Origin of the sequence: Streptosporangium sp. NPDC023825, assembly GCF_040639575.1 — a bacterium.
Classification (GTDB): Bacteria; Actinomycetota; Actinomycetes; order Streptosporangiales; family Streptosporangiaceae; genus Streptosporangium.
In genome coordinates this window covers 204246-221571 of sequence record NZ_JBFAAE010000006.1, presented here as the reverse complement: position 1 = coordinate 221571, position 17326 = coordinate 204246, and the positions used below count along the sequence as shown (strand labels likewise).

Below are 17326 nucleotides of genomic sequence, written 5' to 3'. Positions count from 1 at the left end.
GACCGCTTTCGAGCGGGAGGCCGCGCGGGCAGGCGTGTGTTCGTGGCCGGCGGCCCGTCTCGCCGGTCCGCGCGGCGGAACCGGCCCCGGTCGCCGGCCCCGGTCGTCGGCCACGGCCGGGTACGGACGCCTGATGGGTCCGCGCGGCTGATCACGCCTCCCCCGGGGCGGACGCGGTGGTCGCGGTCCGGAGAATCGTCCTGATCACCCGTACGGGGTGGGAGGAAGATCCGTAATATATGGGCCTTCATGACACTTATGTGACGTGGGGGTCACCAGTGACGGCAAGTAAGAACGGGGTCACGCGACGGCGGCTTCTCCAGGCGGGCGTCGGAGCCGTTCCCGCGCTCGCCCTGGGCGCGGGGCCCGCGCGGGCGGCGGCGAGGGGGCCGCTCGTCAGCGGGGTCGTCCCCGCGGCGCTGAAGAGCTTCGACGACGTGATGAAGAAGTACATCACCGAGCGCGAGATCGGCTGCGCGCAGCTCGCGGTCGCGCGGAAGGGCAAGATCCTGCTGGCGCGCGGGTACGGGACGTACTCGGTGCGCAACGCCCAGAACGTGCCGCTCCTCGCGCGCGTGCAGCCGACCTCGCTGTTCCGCGTGGCCAGCCTGAGCAAGCACATCACCTGCGCCGCGATCATGCGGCTGGTCCAGGACGGCAGGCTCAGCCTCTCGGCCCCGGTCACCACGCTGCTCGGGCTCTCGGCGGCGGCCGACCCCAGGCTGGCCGAGGTGACCGTGCTGAGGCTCATGCAGCACCTGGGCGGCTGGGACACCGCGGTCTCCAAGGACCGGCTCTGGCTGGACCACACGATCTCCGCCGCGCTCGACGTGCCGCTGCCGATCGGCCACGCCGAGATCATCCGCTACTCCACGGCCCGCCCCCTCGACTTCGATCCCGGTTCCAAGATGGTCTACTGCAACTACGGCTACGCGCTGCTCGGGCGGATCATCGAGAAGATCTCCGGCACGAGCTACGAGTCGTACGTCAAGCAGAAACTCCTCGCGCCCGCCGGGGTCACCAGGATGCGGCTCGGCAGCAGCCTGCGGGCGGAGTCGCCCACGGGCGAGGTGAACTACGTCTCGAAGTACACCAACAAATCCGTCGTGGACGACTCCGGCACCGTGGTGCCGTACCCCTACGGCGGTTTCAACATGCCCAACCAGGACGCCAACGGCGGCTGGACCGCCTCGGCGGTCGACATGGTGAAGTTCGCGATGATCTTCGACGCCGCCGGTCCGGTCCTGAACGCCACCTCGATCGCGAAGCTGTTCGCGAAGCCGGAGACCGGCGTCAACTCCGGCGGGTCCTGGTACGGCGGCGGCTGGTGGGTCCGGACCTCGGGCAGCGGCATCAACACCTGGCACTCGGGCTCGATGCCCGGCACGTTCACCTACCTGGCCCGGCTGAGCGGCGGGATCTCCTACTGCGCCACGTTCAACCGCCGCGAGGAAGAGGGAACGCCCGACTTCGACGTGATCGACCCGCTCCTCAGCCAGACGGCGCGCGCGGTGACCTCCTGGCCGACGGCCGACCTCACCTCGAAGTACTTCTGAGCCCGGGCTTCGAGGTTCTCCCGGAGCTCCCCGTGGTGAGGGAGCGGAATCCCTTTTCCGGTCCCTCACCCCGCGGGCTCTGCTCCGGCGCCTCGCCCGGGGTCGCGTTCCGGTGTCTCGTCGGTGAGAAGCCCGTCTCATCCCGATCGGTCGTCCAGGACATGGGAGAGGTAGCGGCCGGCGGAGCGGCGGACGGCCTCGGCGCCGTCGGTGCGCACGATCCGCTTCCACCAGCCGCCGTAGACGCGTTCGAAGGAGTACGGCTCCAGCAGCGACAGGGCGCGGCGGACCGTGCCGGGGCGCTCGGGGATGAGGTTGGGGTAGCTGTACATGAAGCTCACCCAGCGGCGGTCCTGGACCACCTGGAGGATGTCGCCGGAGAACAGGGCTCCCCGGCCCTCCTCGCCGTCGCGCCAGTGCATGACCTGGCCGCCGTCGAAGTGGACGCCCGCGTTGATCAGCGTCAGCCCCTCGCCGATCTCGTGGGTGTCGCCCTCCCAGAACACGACGGAGTCGTCGGGGCGGCCCACCCAGTCGCGGTCGGCCGCGTGGATGTGGATCGGCGCGTCGAAGGCGTGCGCCCACTCCACCATCGAGCCGTAGAAGTGCGGGTGGCTGATCGCGATGGCGTCGACCCCGCCGAGCTCGGTGACCTGCCCGACCAGCTCGTCGTCGAGGTGGGTGACCATGTCCCACAGCACGTTGCCGCCGGGCGTGCGGACCAGCAGCGCCCGCTGCCCGATGGCCGTGGCGGGGTCGGTGCCGACCCCGACCACCCCTGCGCCCTCCTCGGCGACCAGTGAGCGGTGCCCGGTCGCGCGCAGCTCGTTCAGGGAGGTCCAGCGCTGCCCCTCCCAGCCGACGTACTGCCGCTCGTCCTCGCAGATCGGGCAGTTCTCCCGGGGAGCGGCGTACTGGACCCCGCAGGTGACGCAGATGGGCAGGTCGTTCACGAGGGCTCCTCGGATCGCGGTTCGTTCCCACCCTAAGATCGCCGCGCCTGTCGCGCCCGCCGGGGGCGGTGAGGGCAGTACGGGCGGCGGGGCCGGTCGGCGCGCCCGCGGGCTGCGATGAACGTCCATTTAATTTCCTATTCTTTGTAGTGATATATCGGGTGATACGCGGTCTTTACGGCTCGCAAAAGAAATGCATCAGCCGTCTTGACGGAGCCCGTTTGACGCAATAATAATCAACCGTAGGTGCCGCTGATCAGGGGAAACTCCATGCTCACGGAAATGGCATGAACCGTGGCCGGCCCCCTGCGCTCATTATTCATCGCTGGCAATACCGGCGGCGACAAGCCGTCGTCGAATTCAAGTCGGCCGTCATTCTTCACGGCCATCGGCGAGAAAGTGGTGTCACGGTGGTGGAACTCCTGCAACGCGACCTCATCGAGCGCAAGTACGACGTGTGCTTCGGACACGGCGACCAGAACGACGACGGCATCCTGGAGATGGCCGACTGCATCGCGCTCGGCGCGCGCGTCATCGCCTACCTCGAGGAGCCCTTCGACTCGCCCAAGGCCCTTGAGCTGCTCCGCAGCTTCGGCCAGTTCTGGCAGCATCTCACCGGCAAGCTCGACGCCGACCACGACGGCAAGATCACCCCGGAGGAGTTCAGGGAGGGCATGCGGCAGGCCTGGATCGACGATCCCGACGGCTTCGAGACGGCGTTCCGGCCGGCCGCGCAGGCCCTGTGGAACCTCTGCGACAAGAACGACAACGGCACGGTCGGAGCGGAGGAGTTCGCCAGGTTCCACAAGGCGTTCGGCACATCCGAGGAGAACAGCCGCATCTCCTTCGCGAGGCTCGACGTGAACGGAAACGGAAACCTCTCGGTCGACGAACTCGTCATCGCATGGAAGGAGTTCTATACGAGCCTCGACCCCGACGCCCCGGGAAACTGGCTTTTCGGCGATATCTGGGAGAAGGACATCTGGGACGGCAACCGGGTGAAGCTCTGACCTGTTGACGGCCCTTCGGCGGTCCGTCCGGTTTTGACGAACCGTTGACGTCGAAAAGGCTCCTGGCGTGATTCTCCGGCCGCGCCAGGAGCCTTTTGTCTCCGTCGGAACCCCCGGAAGGGAGGCTCGTGTGCCCACCGCCCGCGAACCGATAGCGGTGATCGGCCTCGGATGCCGGTTCGCCGCGGGGATCGACTCCCCGGCGGCTTTCTGGAGATTCCTGCTCGACGGGGGAGACGCGGTCGGCGAGGTTCCCGCCGGCCGGTGGGCGCGCTACGCGGACCGCGGCCCCGAGGACGCGGCGGTCCTCCGCCGGACCACGGCTCGCGGATGCTTCCTGACCGACATATCGGGATTCGACAGTGAATTCTTCGGCATCTCGCCGCGTGAGGCGCGGTTGATGGACCCCCAGCAGCGCATCCTTCTCGAAGTCGCCTGGGAGGCGCTGGAGCACGCCGGCATCCCGCCCGCTGACCTCGCCGGATCCGACACGGGCGTCTTCGCCGGCGTCTCCGCCGACGACTACGGGCGCCGGTTGCTGGAGGACCTGCCGCGGATCGAGGCGTGGACGGGGGTCGGCGCCTCGCACTGCGGCGTCGCGAACCGCGTGTCCCACGCGCTCGATCTCCGCGGCCCGAGCGTGGCGCTGGACACGGCCTGCTCGTCATCCCTGGTGGCGATCCACCAGGCGTGCCAGAGCCTCCGGCTCGGCGAGATCCCGCTCGCGCTCGCCGGCGGGGTCGTGGTGCTGGCCGGTCCCGGATACAGCGTGGTCCTGGACGCCGCGGGAGCGATCTCCCCCGACGGGCGCTCGAAGGCGTTCGACGCGCGGGCCGACGGGTACGGGCGGGGCGAGGGAGCCGGGGTCGTGGTCCTCAAGCGGCTCGGCGACGCCCGGCGCGACGGGGACCGGGTCCTCGCCGTGATCATCGGTGGCGCCGTGCACCAGGACGGCCGGACCGAGGGCATCATGGCTCCCAGCCGCGAGGCCCAGGAGCATCTCCTGCGCCGCGCCTACCGGAGCGCGGGCACCGGCCCGGACACGGTCGACTACGTCGAGGCCCACGGAACGGGCACGCCGGTCGGCGATCCCGTCGAGGCGGGCGCGCTGGCCTCGGTGCTCGGCGCCGCCCGCGCGAGCGCGGGCCCCTGCCTGGTCGGCTCGGTGAAGTCCAACATCGGGCATCTCGAGGCCGCCGCCGGGGTCGCGGGGTTCATCAAGGCGGTGCTCGCGATCGGGCACGGTGTCATCCCGGCCACCCCGATGCTGTCCGGGCCGAACCCGGCCATTCCATGGGGCGACAACGGCCTCCGGCTGGTCACCACGACGACTCCGTGGCCCTCCACCGGCCGCCCCCGGCGCGCGGGAGTCGCCGGATACGGGTACGGCGGCACGATCGCGCACATCGTTCTCCAACAGGACGTCCAAGGCACCGCCCAGGACGCCGTCCCCGCGGCTCTCGCCGTGTTCCCGGAGACCCGCGGCCCGGCCCCCGAGCCGGTCCCCGGCCCGGCCCCCGACCCGGTCCCGCGACGCGGGCCGGTGCGGGTGTACCCGCTGTCGAGCGCGAACCCGGCCGCCGTGCGCCTGGCCGCCGGACGGCTCGCCGACTGGCTCGACGCCCACGAGCGGGCCGACCTGGCGTCCGTGGGCGGGACGCTGGCCCGCCACCGGTCCCACCTGCCGGCCCGCTCGGCCGTGGTGGCCGCGGACCGGACGGAGCTCGTCGACCGGTTGCGCTCCCTGGCCCGCGACACCCCCGGCGCGCCCCGGGGCGTCGTCTCCGCCCGGGTGCCGCCGCAGGGGAGACGCGACCCGGTGTGGGTGTTCTCCGGCCACGGTGCCCAGTGGGCGGGCATGGGCCGGGACCTGCTGGCCGCGGAGCCCGCCTTCGCGGAGGTGATCGAACGGCTGGACCCGATCTACCGGGTGGAGATGGGCTTCTCCCCGGTGTCGGCGCTCCGGGCGGGCGAGCTGGGCGGCACCGGGCGCGTCCAGTCGCTGCTGTACGCCGTCCAGGTGGGGCTCGCCGCGCTCTGGCGTTCCGCCGGTGTCCGGCCCTCGGCCGTGGTCGGCCACTCGGTGGGGGAGATCGCCGCCGCCGTGACCGCCGGGGTGCTCGACGTGGCGGACGGGGCCCGGCTGGTCTGCCGCCGTTCGCGGCTGCTGTCCCGGGTCACCGGACGCGGGGCGATGGCCATGGTCTCGCTGCCGTACGAGGAGGTGGCCCGCCAGGTGGCGGGCGTCGGCACGGTGTCGGCGGCCGTCGCCGCCTCGCCGTACTCCACGGTGGTGGCCGGTACGCCGCAGGCGCTGGAACGGCTGGCCGCGTGCTGGGCGCGCGACGGCGTCGAGGTCCGGCGGGTCGATTCCGACGTCGCCTTCCACAGCCCGCAGATGGACCCGCTCCGCGCTGGCCTGCGCGCGGCGATCGCCGGCCTCCGCCCGGCCGGGCCGGCCGTCCCGCTCTACACGACCGCGTTGCCCGACCCCCGCGACCCGGCCGCGCGGGACGCCTCCTACTGGGAGACCAACCTGCGCGACCCGGTGCTCTTCGCGGGCGCCGTCCTCGCCGCGGCCGAGGACGGCCACCGGACGTTCCTGGAGGTCTCCGCGCACCCGGTGGTGTGCCACTCGATCGTGGAGACGCTCGGGTCGGCGGGGATCCAGGACGCCGTCGTGGCGCACAGCCTCCGTCGTGGCGAGGACGGGCTCCGCGCCATGGCGGGCAATGTCGCCCTGCTGCACTGCCATGGCGTACCGGTGGACTGGAGCGCGCTCCAGGGGGCGGGCGAGCTCGTCGACCTGCCGGCGAACGCCTGGCTGCACGTGCGCCACTGGGCCGGGCACGAGCTTCCCGAGACGGCCGGGAGGCCTCACGTCCCGGAGAGTCACACCCTGCTGGGGGCGCGGACGGCGGTGTTCGCCACCTCCCGGGCCGATGTGTGGCGGACGGCGCTGGACCGCCCCACCCGGCCGTTCCCCGGCGCCCATCCCGTGCGCGGTACGGAGATCGTGCCCGCCGCCGTGCTGCTGAACACCTTTCTCGAGGCGGCCACGGCGATCCGCGAGGCCGAGGGGGGCGGGCGGGGCGGGGCGGGCACCCTGCGCGAGGTGGAGATGCGGGTTCCCATCACCACGGCCGTGTCGCGCGAGCTCCAGGTGGTTCACCAGGACGGGACGCTCAGGCTCTCCTCCCGCCTCACCGCCGGCCGCCGGGAACACCCTCCGGGACCCGGCGCGGACCACGGCCACCGGGATCCCGGCGAAGGATGGCTCACCCACTGCGCCGCCCTGCTCGGCGACGGGATCGAGGCGGCCGGCGACGTGGAGGTGGCCCGGCGGGGTGACGGGCCGGAGAACGGACCGGCGGGCGCGCCGGGTGGCGAGCCGGACGAGAGGCCGGACGACGAGGTCGTCGATGCAGGCTGGGTGATGGACACGCTCGCCGGGGTCGGTGTGGCGGCGATGGGCTTCCCCTGGCGGATCGAGGAACTGCGCCGCGGCCCGCGCACGCTGACGGCCCTGGTGGCGGCGGACCCGGAGGGCACCCTGCCCCGGCCGACCTGGGCGTCGATCCTGGACGCCGCGTTCTCGGCCGGAGGCGTCGCGGCAGTCGCGGCGGCGGGCCGCGCCGAGCTGCGCATGCCGGCGCGGATCGCCGAGGCGACCCTGGCCACGGACCCGCCCGCGGAGGAGAGGGTCCTGGTCGGCGTGACCACCACCGGACCGGACACCGTCGACATCCGCGTCGCCACCCTCGGCGGACGGACGGTGGCCGTCCTGCGCGGGGTGCGCTACACCACCCCCGAGCCCGAGCCGGACCCGGCGGCCGGAGCGGGGACGGGCGACCTCCTGCACGAGGTGGTCTGGAAACCGCTGACCCTGTCACCGGACGGCGCGTCCGGCGTGACGCCGCACCGGGTGGTACTGGTCGGAACAGGCACGAGCACGGCGCCGGGCGACGAGGACGACCTCGCGCACGCTCTCGGCGGGCTTCTCGCGCGGCGGGGCATCCGGTTCGACACGGTCCCCGGGCGTGACGGGTACGACGGGAGTGACGGCTCCGATGGGCCCGTCGGACGCGCCGGACCCCACGGGCTCGACGGGCTCGACGGGCTCCGCGAGCTGCTTCCCGGCCTGACGGAGGACGACGCGGTCGTCCTGCTGCCGCCCGCGCCGTCCGTGACGGACTCGATGGAGACCGGTCAGGACATCGTGGCGACCGCGACCCGGCTGGCCGCGCGCCTGGCGGAGACCGCGCGGCTGCTGGGCGAGGCGGGCCGGGCCCGGCTGTGGTGCGTCACCTCCTCGGCCAGGGAGCCGCAGAGCGCGGCGGGGCTGGCGCAGACGGCGCTGTGGGGACTGGCGCGGGTGGCCGCCACGGAGTACTCCGAGGTGTGGGGCGGTCTCGTCGACCTGCCGGGGAAACCGGGCGACGACGACCTCTCGGCCCTGGTCCGGCTGCTGGGGAGCCGGTGCCGGGAGGACGTCGTCGCCGTCGAGGACGGTGCCGCGAGCGGTGCCCGCCTGGTGCCCTACCGCCCCGAGGCGCGAGAGCGTGTCACGGGGCGGCGGCCCGCGCGGCCGGGTCCGTTCTGCCGGGCCGGGGCCACCTACCTGGTCACCGGGGGCCTGGGCGCCCTCGGCCTGCACGTCGCGGGATGGCTGGCCGGCCGGGGGGCCCGCAGGCTGCTCCTGCTGGGCCGTACCGCCCTGCCTCCCAGGAACCGGTGGGACGCCGTCCGCGAGCCGGTGACGCGGCGCGCGATCGACGCGGTCAGGTCCCTGGAGGCGAGGGGCGTCACCGTGCGGACGGTCGCCGCGGACGTGGCGGACACCGCCGCCCTCGCCCGGCTGGCCGATCCCGGCGCGCTCGGCCTGCCGCCGGTCCGCGGGGTGGTGCACGCGGCGGGCGTGGTCGACAACCGGCTGCTGCGCGCGTACGACGAGGAGGCGCTGCGGGCGGTGATGCGGCCCAAGGTGGCCGGGGCGCTCGCGCTCCACGAGGTGTTCCCGCCGGGGACGCTGGACTTCCTGGTGCTCTTCTCCTCCGCCGGGCAGCTTCTGGGCCTCCCGGGGCAGGCCTCGTACGCGGCGGCGAACGCCTTCCTGTCCGGCCTGGCCAGGCACCGGCGGGCCGGGGGAGACGAGGCGGTCCTCTCCCTCGCCTGGACGAGCTGGCGAGGCCTGGGCATGTCGGTCTCCTCGGCGGTCGTCGACGCGGAGCTGCGCGCCCGGGGCACGGCGGACATCACCCCGGCGGAGGCGCTCCTGGCGTGGGAGTCGCTGGTCGCGGGCGGGCCGGCCGGCAACGCCGACCTGGCGGTGCTGCGGGTCCTGCCCGTCACCCCCGGCATCCTCCGGCCGCCGCTGCTGCGCGACCTGGCCGGCGACCCCGGCCCGCCCCCGGCCCCCGGCGCGGACGAGGGCCCCGGCTGGCGGGACCTGTCCGGCGCCCCCCTCACCGACCTGCTGCGGGGCGAGGTACGGCGGGCGGTCGCGGCCGCCCTGCGCACCGACCCCGAGGCGGTGGACGTGGCGCGCCCGCTCGCGGAGATCGGCGTCGACTCGCTGCTGGCGGTCATGCTGCGCCGGACGCTCTCCGAGCGGCTGCGGATCAGCCTGCCGATGAGCCTGCTGTGGAACCGTCCCACGGTCTCCGACATCACCGACTATCTGGCCGAGCAGCGAAGGAGCGACCCATGACGGCGGACACCGAGGTACGCCTGTTCGCGGAGGATCCCGTCGGTTTCTTCGGGCCCTCGCGATGGCGGATGCACACGCTCGCCCCCGACCGGCTGGCCGCTCTGCAGCTCGCCGCGCTGCGGATGCGCTACGCCGAGCTCCGCGACCGGATCCCGGTGCTGCGCACCATCGCCGACGAGCAGCGCATCGGGGAGATCGGGACGCTGGACGACGCGGCGCCCCTGCTCTTCCCGCACACGGTCTACAAGTCGTATCCCGTCTCCCTGCTCCTGGACAACCGGTTCGACCAGCTGGCGACCTGGCTCGGCAGGCTCACCACCGTCGACCTCGGCGGCGTCGACTTTTCCGGCTGCGACTCGATCGACGCGTGGCTGGACCTCCTCGACGCCCGGACCGACCTGCGGCCGGCCCACTCCTCCGGCACGTCCGGCACGATGTCGTTCGTCCCGCACACCCGCCAGGAGTACGCGGCCCTGTACCGCACGGTGCGCCTGGACGCGCTCCCCGACGGCGTGTCGTGGCGGGAACCCATGGACGTGGTCTGGCCGGGATTCCGTACCGGGCGCGGCGGGATCGACCGGCACGCGGGCGCGATGGCGGAGCAGATGGCGGACACCCCCGACCGGTTCCACGCCCTGCACCCCGGCCCGCTCAGCGCCGACGTCATGTTCCTCGCCGGCCGGTTGCGCGCCGCGGCGGCCAGGGGCGAGGTCGACCGGCTGGAGATCCCGCCGGCGCTGAAGGCGCGCCGCGCGGAGTTCGAGGAGGCGCAGCGGGCCACCGGCGCGGGGATGGCGCGGTTCGTCGAGGAACTGGCCGACACGCTCGGCGGGCGCCGCGTGGCGTCGCTCGGCCTGTGGAGCGTCCACCACGCCATGGCGACCGCCGGGCTGGTCCGGGGTATCGAGGCCGTCTTCGCGCCGGACTCGTTCGTCTTCTCCGGCGGGGGAGCGAAGGGCACGGCGCTGCCCGCCGACTGGGCGGAGCCGGTCGGTCGCTTCTTCGGGGTGCCGCGGGTGCGACTCTGCTATGCGATGACCGAGGTGATGGCGGTCAACCTGCTCTGCGACGCGGAGCGCTACCACATCGAGCCCTGGGTGATCCTCTACGTCCTCGACCCGGAGACCGGGGATCCTCTGCCGCGCAGCGGGGTGCGGACGGGCCGGGCGGCCTTCCTCGACCTCATGGCCGACGTGCACTGGGGCGGGTTCGTCTCCGGCGACGAGGTCACGGTCGACTGGTCGGCGTGCCGGTGCGGGCGCACCACGCCGGGCCTGTCGACCGCCATCGGCAGGTTCGGCGGCAACGGCGGCGACGACAAGATCACGTGTGCCGCGACCCCGGAGGCGCTCACCGAGGCCCTGGAGTTCCTCAACGGGGCGCTGGCATGAGCGCGAGATGGGAGAAGACCCTCGCCGGGAACGACGGGGCGCGGCGGGAGACCCGGGTCGGCGGCGACGGGGCATGGCAGGAGGACCGGCTCGAAGACGACAGGACGCGAGGGGAGACGCGGGCCGGGAACGAGCGGGCACGGCGGGAGGCCGTGGGGGCCGAGCTGACGATCCCGGCCTTCATCAGGGGTGAGACGGTCGACACCGGCCTGGTCCCCTTCACCGGCCGGGGACCGGGGGCGTCCTTCCTCGCCCCCGATCCGATGGGCCTGCTCGACCGGCTGCCGCTGGGCGACCCGGCGCGCATGCGGGACCTGAACGCGCTGCGCGTCGACGACGTCGTCGGCTTCCTCGCCGAGCTCGGGCCGCGTCTCGCGCTGTCGCGCAACGCGCTGCTGAGGGAGGCCCTCGAACGGTCGGCCGCGTGGTCGGACATGACCCCGCCGCTGCTCGCCGCGTCGTACGAGCAGCTTCCCGGCCTGTTCCGCCCGGACGCGGTGCGGGCGGTGGTGGAGCGGACCGTCGGGGCCGGGTACCTGGACGGGTGGCACGAGGTGGCCACCGCGGACGGGGGCCGCGCGGCGGTCCGCGCCCTCGGTGCGCGGACCGTGCACGTCATCGCCGGCAACAGCCCGATCATCGCCGCGCTCACCGTGATCCGCAACGCCGTCACCCGCGGCGACGCCATCGTCAAGTCGCCGTCGAACGACCCGCTGACCGCGCTCGCGATCGCGCGGACCATGGCCGAGATGGCCCCCGGCCACCCGCTCACCCGCCATCTCGCGGTCGTCTACTGGAAGGGCGGCTCCGAGGCGTTCGAGCGGCGGCTCTACCAGCCGGCCCACGTCGAGAAGATCGTGGCCTGGGGCGGGCTGGCCTCCATCCGGCACGTCACCGGCTACGTCAGGCCGGGCCTGGAGCTGATCTCCCTCGACCCGAAGCTGAGCGCCACCGTCATCGGCCCCGAGGCGTTCGCCGACGACGAGCGGATGGCCGAGACCGCCCGGCTGGCGGCGGTGGACGTCGGCGCGCTCAACCAGCTCGGCTGCTTCAACGCCCGCGTCGTCTACGCCGTCACCGACGTCGACCGGGCCGCCCGCTGGGGCAGGTTGCTGTACGAGGAGATCCTCCGGCTCCCCGAGCAGGTCAGCACGGCGGCTAGGCGGTTCGACCCGGGGCTGCGCGCCGACCTGCTCGCGATCCGGGCGAGCGCCGACTGGTACGACGTGATCGGCGGGCGCCGCGACGAGGGCGCGGTCATCGTCTCGCGGCTGCCCGAGCCGGTGGAGTTCCACCCCTCGCTGTCGGGCCGGGTGGTCAACGTGGTGCCCGTCGACTCGGCCTGGGACGCGGTGCGCGGCATGAACGCCTACACGCAGACCGTGGGCGTCTATCCCGAGGCGCTCAAGCGGGAACTGCGCGACGTCGTGCCGCTCTACGGCGCCCAGCGGCTGGTGTCCCTCGGCTACGCCACCCGGGTGCGGGCCGAGCTGCCGCAGGACGCCATCGAGCCGCTGCGCAGGATGGTCAAGTGGATCGTGGACGAGACCTACGACCCCGCCGACGTCCACCCCTTCGGCCACCTGCACCCCGGAGCTTCCCCGTGGGACGCGCGATGAGCCGTCCCCGCGTCGCCGCCGGTGTCCGGGGGCACCCCCGCGGGACTCGTGGTTCCCGTCCCCGGCATCCAATGATCTTCGACCCGAGGGAGCGGCAGTGAAGGCGGAGAGGGAAGAGGACGTCGTCGAGCAGCTGATCTCCGATTTCGACCACCACCATCCGCGCTTCGACCCGGACCTGGCCTGCCTGGTCCACCGCGGCATCCGCAACCGGTCGCGGGTCGCCTTCTCCCGCGCGTACGGCGGCGTGTGGGTCCTGTCGCACTACCGCGACGTGGAGGCGGCGCTGCGCGACCACGAGACCTTCAGCTCGGCGTCGGGGGTCTTCTTCCCCCGCGCCGCCGGCACGCCGCCCTTCGCGCCGCTGGAGTACGACCCGCCCCGGCAGACCGCGTTCCGCACCCTGATGAAACCCCCGTTCACCCCGGCCCGGGCGCGGCAGCTCGAACCGGAACTGCGCCGCCTGGTCGCGGACCTGGTCGAGCCGATCGTCGCGCGGGGCTGCGGCGACCTCGTCGCCGAGCTCGCGGTGCCGCTGCCGCTCGCCGTGGTGTCGCTCGCGGTCGGCTTCACCGACGCGGCGCAGCGCCGCATCCGCGACCTGACGAGCAACACCTGGGCGCGCATGCCGAGCGACGAGAGCGCGGAGGGCTTCTGGCCGCAGTTCGCGGAGCTGTTCCAGGAGGAGATCCGCCGGGCCAGGGAACAACCGGGCGACGACTACCTGTCCACGCTGGTCCGCGAGACGATCGACGGCAGGCCCGTCACCGACGAGGAACTGCACGTCATGATGGTCGGCTTCGCCGTCGCCGGTCACGAGACCTCGATGAACGCCCTGTCGCACCTGCTGTGGCAGCTGGCCCGCGAACCCGGCCTGCAGGACCGGCTGAGCAAGCGGCCCGAGCTGATGCCCGCCGCCGTCGAGGAGACGCTGCGGCTCTGGACGCCGGTCGACCACGGCACCCGGTTCACCACCCGGGACGTCGAGGTCGGCGGCGTCGTCATTCCCCGGGGATCGCGGGTCATCCTGCTCGCCGGGGCCGCCAACCGCGACCCCGCCGAGTTTCCCGACCCGGAGCGGTTCCGGCTCGACCGGGGCCTCGTACGCCACCTCGGTTTCGGGACGGGCGTGCACTTCTGCATCGGGGCCCAGCTCGCGCGCACCGAGTTCCTCGTGGTCCTGCGCGAGCTGGCCCGCCACCCCGGCTACGAGCTCTTCGGCGAACCCCGCCGCTTCTACGAGAACGGCCGCCACATCTGCTTCGACCGGCTTCCCGTACGGTTCCGGGCGCAGCTCGGTCACCGGCGATAGCTCCGTCGTCCTCGGGTGCTCAGGGCTCCTGGAGGAGACGAGCCGAGCGGCGGGCAGGCCAAGCAAGCTCGGAGGGCACCGTCACCGCTGAACGACTGCCGGGCGGGCGTCAACCGGGCCGTAGGCCATGATGCGTCGCAGGGCGAGCCGGAGTCGGCCGATCACCTCATCCTCGACTTCGAGGACCGCCTCGATCTCGGGGTCGTCAAGACCCAGCTCTTCCAGCGCGTGCGGAGCGATGACGACGCGAAGCACCCCGTCGCGAAGGGTGATCTCGCTGACGGCCCCGTACGCGGTCGCCTGGCCGGCGGTGACCAGGCAGTGGCTGTCCATCTCCGACTTCTCGACGTCTTCCTCCTCGTCCTCGGACAGGCCGCACGTGAAGATCAGCTCCATGCCGTCGCCGTCGTCGCTTTCGGCGACACCGGCGGACAGGCACTCCAGATCGTGGTCTTCCGCCACTCCCGTGACCCGGGCCGTGAACCGAATGGTCATGCCGCGGATCGTAACGGGCCATCGCGACAATTCCGGCGCATTGCTCATCGCTGGGAGAGGTCAGCGGCGGTAGACCTCCTGGCCGTCGAGGAAGGTCATGGCGACCCTGGTGCGCCAGATGTCGGCGGCCGGTTCGGTGAACGGGTCGCGGTCCAGGACGACGAGGTCGGCGCGGTTGCCGGGGACGATGGTGCCCGCGTCGTCGTCGTGGTTGATCCGGGCCGAGCCCGCGGTGTAGGCCGTCAGCGCGGTGGCCAGGGTGAGGCTCTGGCCGGGCAGGAACGGGGTCTGCGCCGTCGGGTAGCCCGCGTGCACCGAGCCACCGGGTTCGGTGCGGTTGACGGCCACGTGCATGCCCTGGATCGGGTCGGCGTCGGAGACCGGCCAGTCGCTGCCCGCGCAGAACAGGGTGCCGTTGCGCCGCAGGTCGGCGAACGGGTACTGCCAGGCGGAGCGCTCCTCGCCCAGGAAGGGGAGGGTGAGCTCGTCCATCTGGGCGTGGTGGGTGGCCCAGAGCGGCTGCAGGTTGGCGGTCACGCCGAGTTCGGCGAAGCGCGGCACGTCGGACGGCTCGACGATCTGCAGGTGCGCGATGTGGTGCCGGTTGGCCGGGTCGGTCCCCTCGAAGCTGTCCAGCGCCTCGCGGACGGCCCGCTCGCCGATGGCGTGGAAGTGCACCTGGAAGCCGTGCCGGTCCAGTTCGGCGACGTACTCCCTCAGCAGCGCCGGGTCGACGTACGACAGGCCGGTGCCGCCGCAGCGGCAGTAGGGCTCGATCACCGCGGCGGTGAAGTTCTCGGCGATGCCGTCCTGCATGATCTTCACCGAGGTGGCGCGGAACCGCTCCAGGCCCTCGGCGGAGCGGCGCCGTTCCAGCAGCTCGGGGATCTGCTCGGCGCCGCGCGCCCGGTCCCACCACAGCGCGCCCACCACGCGGGCCCGCAGCGCGCCGGAGGCCGCCGCCGAGACGTACGTGGGCAGCTGGTCGTCGGAGCCCGCGTAGGAGCCGACGATGGCGTCCTGCCAGCCGGTGACGCCGAGGGAGAACAGGTGGTCCTGGGCCTCCATCAGCGCGTCGTGCAGGTCCCTCGCGGTGGGGCGCGGGGTGAGCAGGCCGACCAGGTCCATCGCGCCCTCGTGCAGCACGCCGCTCGGCGTGCCGTCGGCGTCGCGCTCGATCCTGCCGTCGGCGGGGTCGGGGGTGTCGCGGGTGATCCCGGCCAGTTCCAGGGCCCGGCTGTTCACCCAGGCGGCGTGGTGGTCGCGCTGGATCAGGTAGACCGGCCGGTCGACGACGTCGAGCTGGGAGCGGTGCGGCAGGCCGCCGGGGAAGGCCGACATGTCCCAGCCGCCGCCGTCGATCCACTCGTGGCCGGGGTGGGAGGCGGCGTAGGCGGTGATCCGCTCCAGGTACTCCGGCAGGCCGTAGACCGCGGACAGGTCGCACCTGGCCCGCTCCAGGCCCGCCTGCACCGGGTGGAGGTGCGCGTCGGTGAAGCCGGGGGTGAGCAGCCCGCCGTCCAGGTCGACGGTCTCGTGACCGGGGGAGGCCAGTCGTGCGACGTCGGACTCCGCGCCCACGGCGGCGACACGGCCGTCCCGGACCAGCACCGCCTCGGCGAAGGCGTCGGCGGCGAGGAAGACCCGGCCGCCGCGGAAGAGGATGTCGTTCACTCGGTTCCCACTCGGGTGGCGGGCGGGCAGGTCATGGCTCTCCTCGGCGTCCGTGGTCTCAGTGTCCGGTGGCGGGGTCGGTTCAGTGTCCGGTAAGGGGGTCGGTTCGGCGTCCGGCGACGGGGCCGGTTCAGCGTCCGGTGATGGAGGCGGTTCAGTGTCCGGTGGCGGGGTCGGTTCAGCGTCCGGTGATGGAGTCGGCGACGCGGGCCAGCACCGAGGTGCGGCCGAGCCCGGCCTTCTCCCTGGCGTCGGCCCGGCGGTAGAGGTCGTACATGGCGTGCACGCCGATCCACCGCAGCGGTTCCACCTCCCAGCCTCGCACCTTGCGGTCCACCCAGGGCAGGGACGCCAGCTCGGTGTCCTCGCGCAGGATCAGGTCGCGCAGGGTACGGCCTGCGAGGTTGGCCGTGGTCACCCCGTGGCCGGTGTAGCCGCCCGCCCAGCCGATGCCGGTGGTGTGGTCGACGTGCACGGTGGCGCACCAGTCGCGGGGCACGCCGAGCACCCCGGACCAGGCGTGCGCCACCCGGGAGGCCCGGAGCGCGGGGAACATCCCGGTCAGCAGCTCCCAGAGCGCCTCGATCGTCCACTCGTGGGTGTGGCCCCGGTCGTCCACCCGGGATCCGTACAGGTAGGGCTTGCCGCGCCCGCCGAACGCGATCCGGCCGTCGGCGGTGCGCTGGGCGTACATGTAGTAGTGCGCCATGTCGCCGAGCAGCTCGTGTCCCGCCCAGCCGATCTCGTCCCACAGCGCGCCCAGCGGCTCGGTGACGATCATCGAGCTGTTCATCGGCAACCAGGTCCGGTGGTACTGCTTCAGCTCGGCGGTGAAGCCCTCGGTGGCGCGGATGACGTACTCGGCGCGGACGGTGCCGTACGGCGTGCGGGCCTCGCGCGGGGCGATCTCGGTGACCGGAGTGCGTTCGAAGATGTCCACCCCGAGGTTCCGCACGGTCTCGGCCAGGCCCCTGGCGAGCTTGGCGGGCTGGATCCTGGCGCAGTGCGGGCTCCAGATCGCGCTGACCGCGCCGTCCACCCGCAGGCGCTCATCCCGCTCGGCGGGGTCGAGCAGCCGCACGTCCTCCTCGGTCCAGCCCCAGTGGCGCTCGTGGGCGAGCAGCTGGTGCAGCCGCCGGTCCTGGGCGGTGTTGGTGGCGACCGTGGTGACGCCGCCCTTGACGATGTCGGCGTCGATCTTCTCGTCCTCGGCGACGGCGACGACCTCGTCGATGGTCTCGAACATCACCCGCTGCAGCCGCCTGGCCGCGTCCGCGCCGTGCGTCCTGGCGTAGCGCTCGGGGGTGCCCGCCAGCTCGCCGACCAGCCAGCCGCCGTTGCGCCCGGAGGCGCCGTACCCGGCGAACTCCTTCTCCAGCACGACGATCCGCAGGCCGGGGCTCGCCTTCTTCAGGTAGTAGGCGGTCCACAGGCCGGTGTAGCCGGCACCGACGATGGCCACGTCGGCGTCGAGGTCTCCGGCGAGGGGGGCGCCGGGGGAGGGGATGCCGAGGGAGCGGTACCAGAAGGAGACGTCTCCGTTGACGAAGTCCCCAGCCAGGGGAACGCGCGTGCTCATGGCCTCATATCCTGCTATATCCGTCTA

11 protein-coding genes are annotated in these 17326 nt (G+C 73.1%); 6 read left to right on the top strand and 5 right to left on the bottom strand.

The window, feature by feature from the left end:
* Positions 1-278: 278 nt before the first annotated feature.
* On the top strand, positions 279-1556 hold the full coding sequence (locus AB0G15_RS08485) for a serine hydrolase domain-containing protein (protein ID WP_362836669.1): 1278 nt from the start codon (positions 279-281) through the stop codon (positions 1554-1556).
* A 137-nt stretch (positions 1557-1693) separates the two neighbouring features.
* Here the strand turns inward: AB0G15_RS08485 and AB0G15_RS08480 are convergent, their stop codons facing one another.
* On the bottom strand, positions 1694-2509 hold the full coding sequence (locus AB0G15_RS08480; RefSeq protein ID WP_362836667.1) for an MBL fold metallo-hydrolase: 816 nt from the start codon (positions 2507-2509) through the stop codon (positions 1694-1696).
* 236 nt (positions 2510-2745) lie between these two features.
* Positions 2746-2937 carry a hypothetical protein gene (locus tag AB0G15_RS08475; RefSeq protein ID WP_362836665.1) on the bottom strand — a complete coding sequence of 64 codons (192 nt, stop codon included), beginning with the start codon at positions 2935-2937 and terminating at the stop codon, positions 2746-2748.
* On the opposite strand from AB0G15_RS08475, the gene AB0G15_RS08470 reads away from it, so the two are divergent.
* The 5 genes from AB0G15_RS08470 (at position 2923) to AB0G15_RS08450 (ending at position 13551) form a co-directional block, all read left to right on the top strand.
* The gene (locus tag AB0G15_RS08470) at positions 2923-3519 is read left to right on the top strand and encodes a hypothetical protein (RefSeq protein ID WP_362836663.1); all 597 of its coding nucleotides are present in this window, start codon (positions 2923-2925) and stop codon (positions 3517-3519) included. The genes AB0G15_RS08475 and AB0G15_RS08470 overlap by 15 nt on opposite strands.
* Before the next feature lie 130 nt (positions 3520-3649).
* The gene (locus tag AB0G15_RS08465) at positions 3650-9229 is read left to right on the top strand and encodes a type I polyketide synthase (RefSeq protein WP_362836661.1); all 5580 of its coding nucleotides are present in this window, start codon (positions 3650-3652) and stop codon (positions 9227-9229) included.
* Positions 9226-10620, top strand: a complete 1395-nt coding sequence (locus tag AB0G15_RS08460; protein ID WP_362836659.1) for a hypothetical protein — start codon at positions 9226-9228, stop codon at positions 10618-10620. The genes AB0G15_RS08465 and AB0G15_RS08460 overlap by 4 nt, the downstream gene beginning before the upstream one ends.
* Positions 10617-12239, top strand: a complete 1623-nt coding sequence (locus AB0G15_RS08455) for an acyl-CoA reductase (protein ID WP_362836657.1) — start codon at positions 10617-10619, stop codon at positions 12237-12239. The genes AB0G15_RS08460 and AB0G15_RS08455 overlap by 4 nt, the downstream gene beginning before the upstream one ends.
* Positions 12240-12336: 97 nt before the next feature.
* Positions 12337-13551 carry a cytochrome P450 gene (locus AB0G15_RS08450; protein ID WP_362836655.1) on the top strand — a complete coding sequence of 405 codons (1215 nt, stop codon included), beginning with the start codon at positions 12337-12339 and terminating at the stop codon, positions 13549-13551.
* A gap of 81 nt (positions 13552-13632) precedes the next feature.
* Here the strand turns inward: AB0G15_RS08450 and AB0G15_RS08445 are convergent, their stop codons facing one another.
* From AB0G15_RS08445 to AB0G15_RS08435, 3 genes are all read right to left on the bottom strand, one after another.
* Positions 13633-14046: an Imm10 family immunity protein gene (locus AB0G15_RS08445; protein ID WP_362836653.1), complete on the bottom strand. Its 414-nt coding sequence runs from the start codon at positions 14044-14046 to the stop codon at positions 13633-13635.
* A gap of 60 nt (positions 14047-14106) precedes the next feature.
* The gene (locus tag AB0G15_RS08440; RefSeq protein ID WP_362836651.1) at positions 14107-15720 is read right to left on the bottom strand and encodes an amidohydrolase; all 1614 of its coding nucleotides are present in this window, start codon (positions 15718-15720) and stop codon (positions 14107-14109) included.
* A gap of 178 nt (positions 15721-15898) precedes the next feature.
* Complete coding sequence (locus tag AB0G15_RS08435; protein ID WP_362836649.1) at positions 15899-17299, bottom strand: FAD-binding oxidoreductase; 1401 nt, start codon at positions 17297-17299, stop codon at positions 15899-15901.
* Between the last annotated feature and the right edge of the window lie 27 nt (positions 17300-17326).

Excerpts from the sequence above, each read along its gene's own strand:
- AB0G15_RS08460 (WP_362836659.1), top strand. The coding sequence starts at position 9,226 with ATGACGGCGGACACCGAGGTACGCCTGTTCGCGGAGGATCCCGTCGGT.
- AB0G15_RS08455 (WP_362836657.1), top strand. The coding sequence starts at position 10,617 with ATGAGCGCGAGATGGGAGAAGACCCTCGCCGGGAACGACGGGGCGCGG.
- AB0G15_RS08445 (WP_362836653.1), bottom strand. The coding sequence starts at position 14,046 with ATGACCATTCGGTTCACGGCCCGGGTCACGGGAGTGGCGGAAGACCAC.
- AB0G15_RS08435 (WP_362836649.1), bottom strand. The coding sequence starts at position 17,299 with ATGAGCACGCGCGTTCCCCTGGCTGGGGACTTCGTCAACGGAGACGTC.